The organism is Segeticoccus rhizosphaerae, from assembly GCF_009192725.1.
GTDB lineage: Bacteria > Actinomycetota > Actinomycetes > Actinomycetales > Dermatophilaceae > Segeticoccus > Segeticoccus rhizosphaerae.
This window is the reverse complement of the sequence record NZ_VOHR01000081.1, coordinates 1-13,475: the sequence shown is the minus strand read 5'-3', so window position 1 is coordinate 13,475 and position 13,475 is coordinate 1. Positions and strand designations below refer to the sequence as shown.

Annotated in this window: 15 protein-coding genes; 10 read left to right on the top strand and 5 right to left on the bottom strand. The window is 70.7% G+C overall.

Annotation, left to right across the window (positions count from 1 at the left end; genetic code table 11):
• Window positions 1-589 (top strand): HNH endonuclease (locus FRW57_RS08990; RefSeq protein ID WP_152185842.1); only part of this gene is annotated, 589 nt, incomplete at its 5' end.
• 188 nt (window positions 590-777) lie between these two features.
• Here the strand turns inward: FRW57_RS08990 and FRW57_RS08985 are convergent.
• A complete protein-coding gene (locus FRW57_RS08985; protein ID WP_162308092.1) occupies window positions 778-1,851 on the bottom strand; it encodes a phosphotransferase family protein in 1,074 nt (357 codons plus the stop codon).
• A 136-nt stretch (window positions 1,852-1,987) separates the two neighbouring features.
• On the opposite strand from FRW57_RS08985, the gene FRW57_RS08980 reads away from it, so the two are divergent.
• The 3 genes from FRW57_RS08980 to FRW57_RS08970 all read left to right on the top strand — a co-directional run bounded on the left by FRW57_RS08980 (window position 1,988) and on the right by FRW57_RS08970 (window position 5,021).
• Window positions 1,988-2,644 (top strand): GNAT family N-acetyltransferase, encoded by a 657-nt coding sequence (locus tag FRW57_RS08980; RefSeq protein ID WP_137119649.1) that lies wholly within the window; start codon window positions 1,988-1,990, stop codon window positions 2,642-2,644.
• A 91-nt stretch (window positions 2,645-2,735) separates the two neighbouring features.
• A complete protein-coding gene (locus FRW57_RS08975; protein WP_152185841.1) occupies window positions 2,736-4,106 on the top strand; it encodes a transaminase in 1,371 nt (456 codons plus the stop codon).
• A gap of 72 nt (window positions 4,107-4,178) precedes the next feature.
• Window positions 4,179-5,021, top strand: coding sequence for an aldo/keto reductase (locus FRW57_RS08970; RefSeq protein ID WP_137119651.1), 843 nt, complete (start codon window positions 4,179-4,181; stop codon window positions 5,019-5,021).
• A 30-nt stretch (window positions 5,022-5,051) separates the two neighbouring features.
• Here FRW57_RS08970 and FRW57_RS08965 read toward each other — a convergent pair whose 3' ends face one another.
• Window positions 5,052-5,642 (bottom strand): YdeI/OmpD-associated family protein, encoded by a 591-nt coding sequence (locus FRW57_RS08965; RefSeq protein WP_137119652.1) that lies wholly within the window; start codon window positions 5,640-5,642, stop codon window positions 5,052-5,054.
• Window positions 5,643-5,806: 164 nt separating this feature from the next.
• Between FRW57_RS08965 and FRW57_RS08960 the strand changes: the two genes are divergently transcribed.
• A complete protein-coding gene (locus FRW57_RS08960) occupies window positions 5,807-6,727 on the top strand; it encodes a G1 family glutamic endopeptidase (protein ID WP_137119653.1) in 921 nt (306 codons plus the stop codon).
• 31 nt (window positions 6,728-6,758) lie between these two features.
• On the top strand, window positions 6,759-7,754 hold the full coding sequence (locus tag FRW57_RS08955; protein WP_203230271.1) for an asparaginase: 996 nt from the start codon (window positions 6,759-6,761) through the stop codon (window positions 7,752-7,754).
• Window positions 7,755-7,836: 82 nt separating this feature from the next.
• On the opposite strand, the gene pdxR is transcribed toward FRW57_RS08955, so the two are convergent.
• On the bottom strand, window positions 7,837-9,264 hold the full coding sequence (gene pdxR, locus FRW57_RS08950; protein ID WP_162529317.1) for a MocR-like pyridoxine biosynthesis transcription factor PdxR: 1,428 nt from the start codon (window positions 9,262-9,264) through the stop codon (window positions 7,837-7,839).
• Between the two features lie 82 nt (window positions 9,265-9,346).
• Between pdxR and FRW57_RS08945 the strand changes: the two genes are divergently transcribed.
• The 3 genes from FRW57_RS08945 to FRW57_RS08930 all read left to right on the top strand — a co-directional run bounded on the left by FRW57_RS08945 (window position 9,347) and on the right by FRW57_RS08930 (window position 12,034).
• Window positions 9,347-9,979, top strand: a complete 633-nt coding sequence (locus FRW57_RS08945; RefSeq protein WP_152185839.1) for a pyridoxamine 5'-phosphate oxidase family protein — start codon at window positions 9,347-9,349, stop codon at window positions 9,977-9,979.
• Window positions 9,980-10,070: 91 nt separating this feature from the next.
• Window positions 10,071-10,658 (top strand): TMEM175 family protein, encoded by a 588-nt coding sequence (locus tag FRW57_RS08940; RefSeq protein ID WP_152185838.1) that lies wholly within the window; start codon window positions 10,071-10,073, stop codon window positions 10,656-10,658.
• A gap of 476 nt (window positions 10,659-11,134) precedes the next feature.
• Window positions 11,135-12,034 (top strand): sterol desaturase family protein, encoded by a 900-nt coding sequence (locus FRW57_RS08930; RefSeq protein ID WP_152185837.1) that lies wholly within the window; start codon window positions 11,135-11,137, stop codon window positions 12,032-12,034.
• Here the strand turns inward: FRW57_RS08930 and FRW57_RS08925 are convergent.
• Complete coding sequence (locus FRW57_RS08925; RefSeq protein ID WP_137119658.1) at window positions 12,031-12,357, bottom strand: putative quinol monooxygenase; 327 nt, start codon at window positions 12,355-12,357, stop codon at window positions 12,031-12,033. The two genes, FRW57_RS08930 and FRW57_RS08925, sit on opposite strands and share 4 nt — an antisense overlap.
• A 360-nt stretch (window positions 12,358-12,717) precedes the next feature.
• Here FRW57_RS08925 and FRW57_RS08920 point away from each other — a divergent pair, with 360 nt between their 5' ends.
• A complete protein-coding gene (locus FRW57_RS08920) occupies window positions 12,718-13,194 on the top strand; it encodes a cupin domain-containing protein (RefSeq protein ID WP_162529316.1) in 477 nt (158 codons plus the stop codon).
• Here FRW57_RS08920 and FRW57_RS08915 read toward each other — a convergent pair.
• On the bottom strand, window positions 13,178-13,475 hold a 298-nt coding region (locus FRW57_RS08915; RefSeq protein ID WP_152185835.1), incomplete at its 5' end, for a zinc-binding dehydrogenase. The genes FRW57_RS08920 and FRW57_RS08915 overlap by 17 nt on opposite strands.

Below are 13,475 nucleotides of genomic sequence, written 5' to 3'. Positions count from 1 at the left end.
GGACTCCGAGGGCGCGGCGTTCGTGCGGGCCGCGATCGGACCGCTGGCCAAGCCGGCGCCGGACGGTGACGGGCCGGACCCGCGGTCGCCGCAGCAGCGGCGCTCAGATGCGTTGATGGCCATTGTTCAGCGAGGCATGACCTCGCCCGGGCAGGCGGCCACCACCGGCAACGCGAAGGTGGTGATCACGATCTCGTGGGAGCAGCTGGTCGGTGAGCTGCGCGGGCTGGGGCGCACGATGACCGGGGAACAGCTGAGCGTGCGGGCGGTGCGCCGGTTGGCGTGCCAGGCCGACCTGATCCCGACCCTGCTCGGGAGCGACGGGGAAGTGCTGGACATGGGCCGGCAGGTCCGGTTGGCCACCCCCGCGCAACGCCGCGCGTTGTGGCTGACCCAGAAGGGCTGCACCTACCAAGGCTGCTCCATGCCCGCGCAGTGGTGCGCCGCCCATCACGGGGTCTGGTGGTCCCGCGACGGAGACACCGACCTGGACAACCTCTACCTGCTGTGCCCGCGGCACCACACCATCGTCCACGACCGCGACCTGAGACCCGTCGAACACGACGGCCACTACGGCTGGCAACCCTGACCACCCCGCCCCCACCCCGCCCCCTCAGGGCGGGGACGCACCTATGTCCGCCGGCCGACGGGGTGCCGTTCGGCCAGCCAGGGAAGGCGGGCCGGCGCATCCTCCGAGGCTCCGAGGCTCCGAGGCTCCGAGGCCCCGTGGGCACGCGGCATGCGGGGCACAAGGACGCGTGTGTCCGGGTATGAATGTCAGGCCGGAGCGGTGGCGGGCTCCACAGATCGCCGGTCGGTCGAGTCGGCTGTGGCTTCCGGCCTGGTCGCACCGGGGCCACGTTCCATCGATCGGACCTTCCACCCGCGACGGTCGGCGAGCAGCAGCACCGCATCGTGGGCCTGCAGCAGCTTGTGCTGCCACAACGTCTCGGGCATCCCGGGCGGCAGCGGCTCGTGCTGACCACCGAGCATCTTCACCGCGATGGCAGCGAGGACCGCGTCGATCACGTCGTCGGTGGCCCCGGTGAAGAGTCGCGCTTCGAGCCACGGCGTGACGTCGAGACCTTGACGGTGCGCCATCGGCAACAGGCCGACGAAATCGACCCATGCTGGCCCGAGACATACCCAGTTCCAGTCGACCAGACGCGCCCGGCCGCGCCGGTCGACAAGGATGTTGTCGGGCCGGACGTCCTGGTGCAGCAGGTGGGGGCCGGTGATCGTCCGGCTCGCATCGGCGAGATCAGCCAGCTCGGCACCATGGGCCGAGACCATCGCGTCCAGCCACGGGTTGTCGCCGTGCGCGGCGGGACGCCGGCACGAGCCGCTGCGGATCTCGCGGATGTCCGCGCCGTGGCGGTCGCCGCGGTGGAAGTAGGGACCCCACGGCCGCTCGGTGTAGGTCGTCGGCGCACGGACCCGGGAGAGTGCGAGACAGGACGCGTAGACCGCGTCCAGGTGCTCGAGGCTCCACGGGAACCCGGGCATCGTCCCGTCCACGTGCTCCAGGGCGAGCAGCGCCCAGCCGTCGCGCGAGACGCGGGCAAGGGGTCGGCAGTGGGGCACCGACGAAGGCAGCCGGCGCAACACGGCCGCCTCGAGCTCGAGGCACGACGCCTGGTAGGCGATCCAGGGCGGAGCCGCCTTGACGAAGACCCGACGCCCGTCCGCGAGCCGCACGTCCCCGGCATACTGACCGCCGAAGCCCGCCCCGACCGGCGGTGAGGCATGGATCACCGCACTGTCGAGCGCCTGCCCGAGTGCGCGCACGACGCCTGCGGGGACCTGGCTCCAGCCGTGCCGCCGTGCCGTCTTCGTGTAGTCCAAGCTCACGCGCGCGACTCTATGACCGACCACCGACAACGACTCCTGGCTCGGGGCCGCGACGTCGATGCGCGACCGACGTGACGGGTACGCCGGCGAGAATTCGTGCTGGCGCGGCGGCCGAGCCTCCGACACACTCGCCCCCATGGGCACCGTCGTCGACCTCCTCCCCTCGCTCGGGCTGCGGATCACCGCGGGCCCGACGGAGCTGCGCGGCCTCACCGACGATGACCTGCCTGTCCTGTGCGCGCTGGCCGAGGAGGGCATCCACCCCGCGGACCAGATGCCGTTCTACTTTCCCTGGAGCCAAGCGCCACGGGGAGAGCTGGCGCGCAACACCGCCCAGTTCCACTGGCGGGCCAGGGCGACGTTCTCCCCGCGGGCCTGGTCCCTGCATCTGGGTGTCTGGCACGAGGGCGAGCTGGTCGGCAGCCAGGGCTTCGACACCACGAACTACCTCGTGACCCGCACCGGTGAGACCGGCTCCTGGCTCGGGCAGCGCTTCCAGGGCCGGGGCATCGGCACGGTGATGCGCCAGGTCATCTGCGCGTTCGTCTTCGACCACCTGGAGGGCGTCGAGGTGACTTCGGCAGCCTTCGTCGACAACCCCGCCTCCCTGGCCGTCAGTCGCAAGGTCGGCTATCGCGAGAACGGCATGATGCGGAGGCAGCGACGGGAGGGCGAGCTGGCGCTGCTGCAGGGCCTGGTGCTGCGCCCCGACGACCTCGTTCGTTGCGAGTACCCGCTCGAGGTGCACGGTCTCGAGCCCTTCCAGCGTTCGATCGGTCTCGAGCCCCGCTGAGCCCGAGTTGCCCCGTCCTTTCCCGCGTCGCGGTGTTCACGGGGTGGGCAGCGTCTGTCCCGCGGTCTCCTCGGGGCGCTAGCGTCTCCGCATGAGCATGCTTGACCGCGGACGGTTGGCGCGGGTCCTCCAGGTCGAGCAGGGCACCTATGTCGCCCGGAACCCGCGCAGCGAGAAGTTGTATGCCGGAGCCACCAACCTGTTCGGGCGCGTTCCGATGACGTGGATGAACATGTGGTCAGGCGGATTCCCGCTCTACCTCGACTCGGCGCGCGGCAACCGGATCGCCGACGTGGACGGGCACACCTACGTGGACTTCGCCCTCGGCGACACCGGTGCCATGGCGGGCCACTCCCCGGTCGCGACGACCGCGGGGGTAAAGCGCCGCCTGGCGGAGCTCGGTGGGATCACCACGATGCTGCCGACCGGGGACGCGCAGTGGGTCGGCGCAGAGCTGACCAGGCGCTTCGGTATGCCGTTGTGGTCCTTCACCTTGTCGGCCACCGACGCCAACCGGTGGGCAGTCCGCCTTGCCCGGCTGACGACCGGGCGGCCGAAGATCCTGGTGTTCGGCCACTGCTACCACGGCTCGGTCGACGAGGCGTTTGCCCTGCCGGGGCCGGACGGCAAGACCGAGAGCCGCCCCGGCAACGTGGGGCCGCCGGTCCCGCTGGAGCTGACGACGCGGGCTGCCACGTGGAACGACCTGGCCTCCGTGGAGCGCGAGCTGGCGCACGGCGACGTCGCCGCGGTCCTGACCGAGCCGGCGCTCACCAACATCGGCATCGTGCTCCCGGAGCCAGGCTTCCTCGAAGGTGTCCGCGAGCTCGCGACGAGGTATGGCGCGCTGCTCATGATCGACGAGACGCACACCTTCTCGGCCGGCTGGGGCGGCGCCACGCGAGCCTGGGGCCTCGAACCTGACATCCTCGTGGTCGGCAAGTCGATCGGCGGCGGGATTCCCTGCGGCGCCTACGGGCTCAGTGCGTCCGTGGCTGCTGCGGTCACGCGTCACACCGATGCTGGTGATGCCGACATCGTCGACGTCGGTGGGGTCGGTGGCACCCTCGCGGGCAATGCCCTGTCCACCGCGGCCATGCGGGCCACCCTGGACGAGGTGCTCACGCCGGAGGCGTTCGAGCGGATGATCGGGCTGGCCGATGCCTTCGTCGTGGGGGTCCAGGAGACGATCGACGAGCTGGGCCTGCCCTGGTCGGTCGCTCAGGTCGGGGCGCGGGCCGAATACCGCTTCGCTGCACCGGCGCCCCGCAGCGGGGAGGAGTCGGCTGCGGCCGCCGACGAGGAGCTGGACGCCTACCTGCACCTGGCCATGTGCAACCGCGGCATCCTGATGACCCCTTTCCACAACATGGCGCTCATGTGCCCCGACACCAGCCGAGAGGACATCGATCGGCACACCGCGGCGTTCCGCGAGGTCGTGGCAGCGCTGCTCACCCGCTGAGGCAGTCTCCGGACGCGGTCCGGGTTGCGCCGTCGGATCGCCGGGCAGGGTCGGGCAGCGTACCTTGGGGCCATGTCTCCCGAGATTGCACGACACACACTCAATGACGGAAACACCCTGCCCGCCATCGGCTTCGGCACGTCTCAGGTCACCGGCGACGAAGGCATCGAGGTGATGCGAAGCGCTCTCGAGGTGGGTTACCGCCTGATCGACAGCGCGGTCAACTACGGCAACGAAGAAGAGGTCGGAGAGGCCCTGCGCCGGTCCGGTGTGCCGCGCGAGGACGTCCAGATCACGACCAAGATCCCCGGTCGGCACCACGAGAGGGCGCTCGCCACGAAGTCGGTCGAGGACTCCTTGGACAGGATGGGGCTCGACTACGTCGACCTCGTGCTCATCCACTGGCCCAACCCGAGCGTCGGCAAGTACGTCGAGGCGTGGGAGGCGCTGGTGGACCTGCAAGGGCGAGGCCTCGTCCGCTCCATCGGGGTCAGCAACTTCACCCGCAAGCACCTCGAGGACGTCATCGAGGCGACCGGGGTCACCCCTGCCGTGAACCAGATCGAGCTGCACCCGTACTTCCCCCAGCAGGAGATGCGGATCGTGGGCGCCTCGCTGGGCATCCAGACCGAGTCGTGGAGCCCGATCGGCAAGCGCAACGCGCCGTTCGGCGAGCCGGCCGTGGTGGAGGCCGCGCAGGCCCACGACGTGACACCCGCGCAGGTCGTCCTGCGGTGGCACGTGCAGCTGGGGGCGATCCCGCTGCCCAAGTCGTCGAGCCCGGAGCGTCAGCGAGAAAACCTCGACGTGTTCGGCTTCGAGCTGAACGACGCCGAGATGGCGGCCATCACGGGACTCGGTCGTCCCGACGGCCGGCTTTTCGACGGTGACCCGGACACGCACGAGGAGATGTGACGACAGCCCCGCTTGGCGGTCCTGTCGGGCTCAGTCGGGCCGACGCTTCTGCGGATGGGGCGTCTCGTGCCGGGCCAGCATCTCCACGAACCCGGCGATCTTGCGTGCGCGTGTCTCGGCTCGCTTGACGGAGTTGACCCGGTGGATCAACGCGAAGCGATTGGTGGCGGTCAGCACGTCGAACATCGCCTGGGCCTGCGGATCTGCCGCGATCGCCGCGGCGAGATCGGCGGGGACCTGCGCGTCTGCCGGCCCGGCGTAGGCACGCTCCCAGCGCCCGTCGGCCTTCGCCGCCTCCACCGCGGCCCGGCCGGCCGGTTGCATCCGACCCTCCTGTTCGAGCCGGTCGATGTGGCGGACGTTGCGTGCAGACCACATGCTCCTCGGCCCTCGACGAGTCATCCGTTGGAGGTGGCTCTCCTCGTCCCGTCTCGCAACCTGGCCGTCGATCCAGCCGTAGCACAGCGCCTCGTCGAGCGCCTCGGCGTACGTCAGGCTCGTCACCCGGCCGCCCTTCTTGTGCAGGACCAGCCACACACCTGGCGAGGTGGCGTGGTGCTCGTCCAGCCAGGACCGCCACGCGGCGGCGTCGGCGACGAGCAACTCGGGCAGGCCGTCCATGGCACCACCCGACCAGATCCGGGTCTCCCCGGGCAAGCGACTTTGCGCGGGTATGCCGTCCGCTCAGTCGGAGACTGCGCCAAACGCCTGCGGGACGGCGGTGCCGGGCCTACCGTGAGAAGATTCCGGGTCGCCGGACCCGGGTCGTTTCTCGGGAGCACGCCATGGCTGAACAGCAGACCTCCGACCGCAAGGGCCTTCGGCTCCGCCCAGCTCCCCCGAAGGAGTTCGACCCGTTCGCGGCAAGCACGGCGGACCTGCACCGGCACGGGCTGCCGCTGCGCCCCGACCCGCAGACCCAGCCGGGGATGGCTGCCCTCTGGGACCGGCAGGCACGCCGCTACCGCGGTTTCGAGCACGTCGAGCCCCGTGCGGATACCGCCACTGCCGGGCAGGGGCACACTGAGCCTCGCGCGGACACGGCCATCGACGAGCGCCCCACCGAGGCCGGTTCTCGGCCGGCGCCGGTGCCCGCGCTGGGACCGGCGCCGATCGAGTCCTGCGGCTACAGCCTGACCAGCCTCTCGGCACCCTTCACCGCATTGTTCGTGACCTGGACCGTGCCGGACCTGCACTTCAGCGCCAGTGCGTTGGGTCTCAACCGCTTCCACACCTTCGTGGGGCTGGGCTTCCTGGACGTCCACGTCGAGATGACGGTGGACTCCGCGCAGAACGTCACCAGCCAGCTGTGGGCACAAGGAGTCGGGCAGGTGGGTCTCTCGGTCCGGCCCGGCGACGTCCTCAGTGGCTCGCTGTGCCTCGACACCAAGCCACCGGGCACGGCCCATTACTTCCTCGCCAACGAGACCACGGCACAGACGATGAACTTCACCGTGGACACGGGATATCCCCCGGCGGTCACCGTCGACATGGGTGTGACACGCGACGACCTCAACCAGCCGGCGCACCCCCTGGCCGGATTCGGGGTGGTCTACTTCGACGAGATCAGCATCTACACCACGGGCGGCGGCAGGCTGCTTCCGTCGGGGCAGGCCATCACCATGGTCGACGAGCGCGGCCGGACCTTGGCCCGTCCCTACCTGCTGAACGACTTCGCCTGCAAGGTCGTCTTCGTCGCCGCCTGACCGTTCGGCCCCTGGGCACTACGGTGACCGCGTGACTGATGCGCGCGTGGTCCTCTTCACCCTCGGCGGCACCATCTCGATGTCCGGCGGCGCCGGGGGAGCGGTGGCCCGGCTGGGCGGGCAGGAGCTGGTCTCGGGACTGAACGGCTTCGGCGACGACGTGCAGGTGCAGGTGCGCGACCTGCGCCGGGTGCCGAGCGCCGACCTCACGTTCGACGACGTCCTCGACGTGGTGGCCGCGGCAGACGAGGCGGTCACGGCGGGGGCGACCGGGATCGTGCTGACCCAAGGGACCGACACGCTCGAGGAGAGCTCCTTCCTCATCGATGCCGTCTGGAGTCACGAGCTTCCCCTCGTCGTCACCGGCGCCATGCGCGACCCGACCCTGCCCGGAGCGGACGGATCGGCCAACCTCCTGGCGGCGGTGCGGGTCGCTGCTTCCCCGGCAGCCAGGGGCCGCGGTGCGCTGGTCGCCTTCAACGACGAGATCCACGCGGCCGTCCGGGTCCGCAAGACGCACAGCACGAGCACGGCGACCTTCGCCTCCCCCGACACCGGTCCGGTCGGGCACGTGGTCGAGGGGGAGGCACGGTTCCTCGTGCCCGCGACTGCGAGCCGGCCGGTCATCGGTTGGTCCCGGGAGTCCCTGCGGGCGACGAGGATCGGGTTGCACACTGCGGTGTTCGACGACGATGGCTCGGCGCTCGCCGGCGCCGAGGATCGGTATGACGGGCTGGTCGTCGCCGGGTTCGGCGTCGGCCACGTCCCAGGTGCCATGGCCCCGTTGCTCGGTGACCTGGCTGCCCAGATGCCGGTCGTGCTGAGTTCGCGCACCGGCGCAGGACCGGTCCTGGCACACACCTACGGCGCCCCGGGCTCGGAGCGCGACCTGCTCTCCCGTGGCCTGGCCAGTGGCGGGTTCCTGCACCCCTACAAGGCGCGGGTCCTCCTGCACCTTCTGGTTGCCGCGAAGAAGAGCAGGGCCGAGATCACCACGGCCGTGGCCCAATTCGGCGACGAACACTGAAGACCCCTCTGACGAACACGGACACCCTTCTTCGGAAGGCGCTGGGGGGCCGCCCCCACTCTCGCGCCGCAACCGGCGGCGGTCACGGGAGGGCGGAGGCCAGGGCGCGGACGAAGTCGCGGGCCCGGCTCTCGGGCAACATGGCGTAGCCGATCACCAGACCTGGCGGCTGTGGGCGAACGGCGTAGTCGGAGAGCGGCGCGACCAGATATCCCGAGTCGCCCAGCGCGGCCGCGACCTCCGCGTCGTCGACAAACGCGGGCAGACGCGCCAGCACGTGCAATCCGGCGCTGACGCCGGTCACCTCCACCAAGGGCGCCAGCTCGCGAAGGTGCCGGATCAGCATCGCCCGGCGGGCGGCATACGTGCGCATGGCCCGAGCGTGGTGGCGACCGACCTCGCCGTGCACGAGCAGGTGGGTGAGGGCGCGGACGGCGAATCCGGACACCAGCGGGCGGACCCGCTCGACGGACGGTGCCGGGCTCGCCAGGTGCGGGGGCAGGACAGTCCAGGCGATGCGCAGCTCCGGGGTGAGGATCTTGGACGAGGTGCCGATGTAGGCCACGCGCTCGCCGCCGCCGTGCAACGACGCGAGCGCTGGCACCGGGTCTGCGTCGTAGCGGAACTCGCCGTCGTAGTCGTCCTCGATGACCAGTCCGTCGTGGTCGAGCGCCCACTGCACCAGCGCCACCCGACGGGGCAGGCTCATGGCGGAGCCCGTCGGGTACTGGTGCGCCGGCGTGACGTAGACCGCGGCATCGGTGTCGCGCACCCGGGCCACCAGTAGCCCTTGATCGTCAACGGGTACGGGCCGGACGTCGGCGCCGCTTCGCCGCAAGCCTTCCCGGGCCGCCGGATAGCCCGGGTCCTCCATCACGACGCTGGCGCCCACCAGGCCGCCACGGTGCGCCAGGTCGGTGACGGCGGAGCGCACGGTCGGATGCAGCCCGATGCGGTCGGGAGTCGTGGAGATCCCGCGGAACCGGCGGATGTGGTCCACCAGCGCGAGCCGCAGCGCCTCACCGGACTCCTGCTCCTCCGGGCCGCTCGGGCCGCTCGGGCCGCTCGGGACGATCGCGGCGCGCCAGGCCCGGTTCCAGCCGGCGGCCCGGATCAGGCTGGTGTCGGGCGTGCCCGGCCGCAGGTCGAGCGTTGGGCTGGCACCGGACCCCGTGGCGGCGCGCCGCTCCTGCCGCGGGGACGGCGGTCGCACCCCGCTGCGTGCTCCGTGGCGCACGAGGTGGGTCGCGCCCGCCGAGACCACCGTGCCGCTGCCGTGCCGCGACGCGAGGATCGTGGCGCCCACGAGCTCGTCGTAGGCCTCCACCACGGCGGAGCGAGGGAGCCCGTGCGTCCGGGCGACGGTGCGGGTCGAGGGCAGTGCGTCGCCGTCGTGCAGCCGACCCGCGGCGATGGCGGCGAGGACCCCCTCGGCCACCCGGCGCCGGATCGGGCGCACCTCCGGGTCGAGGTCGAGTCGGAGGTGGACACCGATGGCGGGGCGAGGCACCCCGCCCATTGGATAGTGGTCTGCTGATTCTGTCAATACTGGTTCGTGAACGGGGCCACTATGGGCGCGCACGCTGGTACCCATGACCGCCATCCGACGCCATCCCGAACGAGCCAGCGCCGAGCGCCGGGCCCTCGACGCATTCCTCGACGACTCCTTCGCCGTCACCCTCTCCACTGTGCAGGACGGCGCGCCCCTGGTGGTCCCCGTGATGGCCGGACGCGACGGTGACCGCATCATCGTGCACGGGTCGACCGGTGCCGGGGCCCTGCGCGCCGCCGCTGCGGGCAGCCCGGTCGCACTGAGCGTGTTCCACCTTGACGGGCTGGTCTACGCCGACAGCCTCTTCGACTCCAGCGCCAACTACCGCTCCGCCGTCGTCAACGGTGTGGCGACGGTGCTGAAGGGGGACGAGGCGATCGCTGCGCTGGACGCCCTCAGCGACCGGCTGCTGCCCGGCCGCCGCGAGGAGGTGCGCCGCCACCTGCCCAAGGAGCTCGCGGCGACGTTGGTGCTGTCGCTGCAGATCGGTGACGACAATTGGACCGCCAAGGCGCGCAGCGGGCCACCGGCCACCGAGCCCACGGCCGGCGTCTGGCAGGGCGAGCTGCCGATCGAGTCCCGGTTCGGCAGTCCCCGCGCGCACCCGGGGAATCCCGAGTCCGTGCCGGTGGCGCCGTCGGTGGCCAAGCGGGTCGGTGGTCCGCTGACCTGAGCGTCCTCCTGAGCGGGTCTACGCTGTGCACGCCCCGGCCTGCGCAGGCACGGGCAGTCGAGGAACAGCCCCGTCCGGACGGAGACCGGCGATGAGGACCAACCGGATCGAGGCCTTCAGCGACGGGGTGCTCGCCATCCTCATCACGATCATGGTGCTCGAGCTCAAGGCGCCGGAGGAGGCCACCTTCCACGGCCTCGGCGCGGTGGCGACGAGCCTGCTCACCTACCTGCTGAGCTTCGTCTACATCGGCATCTACTGGAACAACCACCACCACTTCTTCCATCTGGTCCGGCGGATCGACGGAGTCGTGCTGTGGGCCAACCTGCACCTGCTCTTCTGGCTCTCGCTCATCCCGTTCACGACCGCGTGGATGGACAGCACCGAATTCGCGACCGTGCCCGTGGTGGTCTACGGCATCGACCTGCTGCTGTGCGCGGTCGCGTGGTACGTCATGCAGACGACCGTCCTGCGGGCCGAGGGAAGCGAGTCGGCGGTGCGCGGGATGCTCGGCCGGGACCTCAAGGGCAAGCTCTCGCCCGCCCTCTACCTCGCTGGCATCGGCCTGTCGTGGGTGACCCCGTGGCTCGGTCTGGCCATCTACACGGCCGTCGCCGTCCTGTGGCTGGTGCCCGACCGCCGGGTCGAGCGCGCGATCGTCCTTTCGGACGAGGGCTGACACCTGACTGTGACGACCATGCCCGCACACGGGCACACGGGCACACGGGCACCGGCGACGAAGCTGGCTTGGCCGGACCCGCCCCTTCGTGGTTGGCGGCGACTGCCAGGTGGCCGCCGATGAGGAAGGCCAACCCACCGAACATCCGTTTCTCCGCCAGGTCCGGCTCGCGACCGATCACCTCTCGGATGCGGTCGGCCAAGTCCTCGTCGTAGACCACCGGCCAGAGAATACTCGCGTCGAAGCTGTCTGACCGGCGAGCGCCAGCGCCGTCCAGTTTCGCAACCCACGCTGGCACTGCTGCGGCTCGCGAGGTGGGCATGGCGGCGTGTCCGGCCGAACACCCCGTGTGTGCCAGCGCGAGTTGCGATTCAAACCTACTCGTTCCCTTCCCCGGGCCCCGATCGCGGCGTAGCGTTACTGCTGGGTAGTCCTTCGGCTCCGATGCGCCAGAGTCCGCAGGAGGGAGCGCCGAGATGGCCTTCACCGATGAGCTGCGTGACCCGGTCTCCTACGCGGTCCCGTTCTTCCTGCTGTTCATCGCGATCGAGCTGGTGGCACTGCGCTTCCTCGACAACGGCGAGGGCCCGCAGCGGCGGGGCTACGAGCGGCGCGACACGTGGACCAACCTGGTCATGGGCGTCGGTTCCATGGTGGTCAACCTCGGCGCCAGGTTCGCCGCGCTGCTCCTCTACGCCGTCCTGTTTGTCCTGACGCCGCTGCGGCTGGACCCGCACCACTGGAGCACCTGGGTAGGCACGATCCTTGCCGTCGACCTGCTCTGGTACAGCTATCACCGCAGCTCGCACCGGATCCGGATCCTGTGGGCGGCTCACCAGGCGCACCACAGCTCGGAGTACTTCAACTACTCCGTGGCCCTGCGCCAGAAGTGGAACCCCTGGGGGGAGCTGATCTTCTGGATCCCGTTGCCCCTGTTGGGGATCCCGCCATGGATGATCTTCTTCTGCTTCTCGGTCAACCTGATCTACCAGTTCTGGGTCCACACCGAGACGATCCCGAAGCTGTGGCAGCCGATCGAGCTCGTGTTCAACACCCCGTCCCACCACCGCGTGCACCACGCGGTCAACCCGGGCTACCTGGACCGCAACTACGGCGGCATCCTGATCATCTGGGACCGGCTGTTCGGCAGCTACGCCGAGGAGGTGGAGGCACCACGCTATGGCGTCACCAAGCCGGTGAACACGCACAATCCGTTGCGCCTGCAGTACGGCGAGTTCGCGGCGGCGTTCCGCGACGTGCACTACGCCGAGAACTGGCACGACCGGCTCGGCTACCTGTTCGCGCCACCCGGCTGGCACCCCAGCCCGCCCACGGGCAAGCCGGCGGGTCTCGCGAAGGGCGAGGCGACCGGTTAGTCCCCGACCTTCATCTCCCCGAGCTCGGACCAGTCGTCCTGCTCGAGCGACGCGTTGATGACCTTGGGCGTGGCCACGAGGTGCTGCGGCAGGGTCTGCTGGGCCTTCTTGAAGTGCTCGGACTGCACGTGGGCGGCACCGGCGTCACCGTCCCGAAACGCCTCCACCAGCACGTATTCCGTGTCGTCCCGCAGGCTGCGCGACCAGTCGAACCAGAGGCAACCCTGCTCGGCGCGGGTCGCTCGGGTGAACTCGCCGGAGATCTCGGGCCAGCGATCGGCGTCCTCGGGACGGACGCGGAACTTCGCGGTGATGAAGATCATGGGTCTCCTCGGGTCGCGCGGTGGTGGCCGGGGGCGTCCCGGTGCGCCCATCCTCTCTCCGGCAGGTCGTCAAGGCAACGCGCGATTCGTTAAGCAACGCGCGATCGTGCGATGCAAGGGCGTGGTGGCCGGACCCGTCCGCGGTGCGAGACACGGCCCTTTTCACGTGGACCTCGACAGGGCCCGTGTGTTCCACTGCTGGTATGTCTTCGGGCACGACGCAGCGAACGCCGCGCATGCATGCCATGCGCCGCTGCCTCCTGCTCCGCTGGTGTGCCTGAGACCCACGCACCCGCACGCCCGGGCGCCCACACCGCGCCCCAGCACCCGAAGGCCCACCCCCATGAACGAGGTATCAGCATGACCACCCTGACCGGTCGCACCCCAGGCGTCGACCACTTCTCCGGGGCGCAGCTGCTGCGCACCCTGCACCTGTTCGCGAGCGACCCGGAGCTGCCCGAGCTGCTCGACCTGCGCGCCGACCGGCGCCAGCGCCGCGAACTCGTCGAGACGCCATACCTGCAGGTCTGGCTCGTCAGCTGGCCGGTGGGCGCGGGGAGCGGCTGGCACGACCACCGTGGGGCACACGGCGCGCACGTGGTCGTGCGTGGTGAGCTCACCGAGCACAGCTGGTTCGGGGGCCTGCACGAGGAACGGCTCGACCACGAGGGCAGGGCCTTCGGGGGTTCGCACGTCCACGAGCTCGTCAACGCCGGCCACCGAGTCGCACTCTCGCTGCACGCGAGCGCGCCCGCTCGGGGCGTGTCCCGCTATGTGCTGCGCGACGGACGCCTCGAGTCGGTCGAGTCGCTGGAGCCGCTCATTCGTCGCGGCTGACCCGCACGATGATCTTGCCCCGGCCGTGGCCCACCTTGCTCCGGGTCAGGGCCGCGGCGGCCTCCTCGAGCGGGAAGGTCTCGGCCACGGTGACCTCGAGCTCCCCGGAGTCGGCCAACCTGGCCAGCTCCTGCAGGTCGGAGGCGCTCGGGCGGGCCCAGAAGACGAGACCGCCGGCCTCGCCCACCGAGTGGTCGGCCACCGAGCCGTGGCGCCCGCCGGGCCGCAGCACGGCGCGGGTGACGTCGAGCACGTCGCCGACGAAGTCGACAACCACGGCG

What these genes read in the sequence shown, in the direction of transcription:
- FRW57_RS08980 (WP_137119649.1), top strand. Translation starts at nt 1,988, where the DNA reads ATGGGCACCGTCGTCGACCTCCTCCCCTCGCTCGGGCTGCGGATCACC.
- FRW57_RS08975 (WP_152185841.1), top strand. Translation starts at nt 2,736, where the DNA reads ATGAGCATGCTTGACCGCGGACGGTTGGCGCGGGTCCTCCAGGTCGAG.
- FRW57_RS08970 (WP_137119651.1), top strand. Translation starts at nt 4,179, where the DNA reads ATGTCTCCCGAGATTGCACGACACACACTCAATGACGGAAACACCCTG.
- FRW57_RS08965 (WP_137119652.1), bottom strand. Translation starts at nt 5,642, where the DNA reads ATGGACGGCCTGCCCGAGTTGCTCGTCGCCGACGCCGCCGCGTGGCGG.
- FRW57_RS08960 (WP_137119653.1), top strand. Translation starts at nt 5,807, where the DNA reads ATGGCTGAACAGCAGACCTCCGACCGCAAGGGCCTTCGGCTCCGCCCA.
- FRW57_RS08945 (WP_152185839.1), top strand. Translation starts at nt 9,347, where the DNA reads ATGACCGCCATCCGACGCCATCCCGAACGAGCCAGCGCCGAGCGCCGG.
- FRW57_RS08940 (WP_152185838.1), top strand. Translation starts at nt 10,071, where the DNA reads ATGAGGACCAACCGGATCGAGGCCTTCAGCGACGGGGTGCTCGCCATC.
- FRW57_RS08930 (WP_152185837.1), top strand. Translation starts at nt 11,135, where the DNA reads ATGGCCTTCACCGATGAGCTGCGTGACCCGGTCTCCTACGCGGTCCCG.
- FRW57_RS08925 (WP_137119658.1), bottom strand. Translation starts at nt 12,357, where the DNA reads ATGATCTTCATCACCGCGAAGTTCCGCGTCCGTCCCGAGGACGCCGAT.
- FRW57_RS08920 (WP_162529316.1), top strand. Translation starts at nt 12,718, where the DNA reads ATGACCACCCTGACCGGTCGCACCCCAGGCGTCGACCACTTCTCCGGG.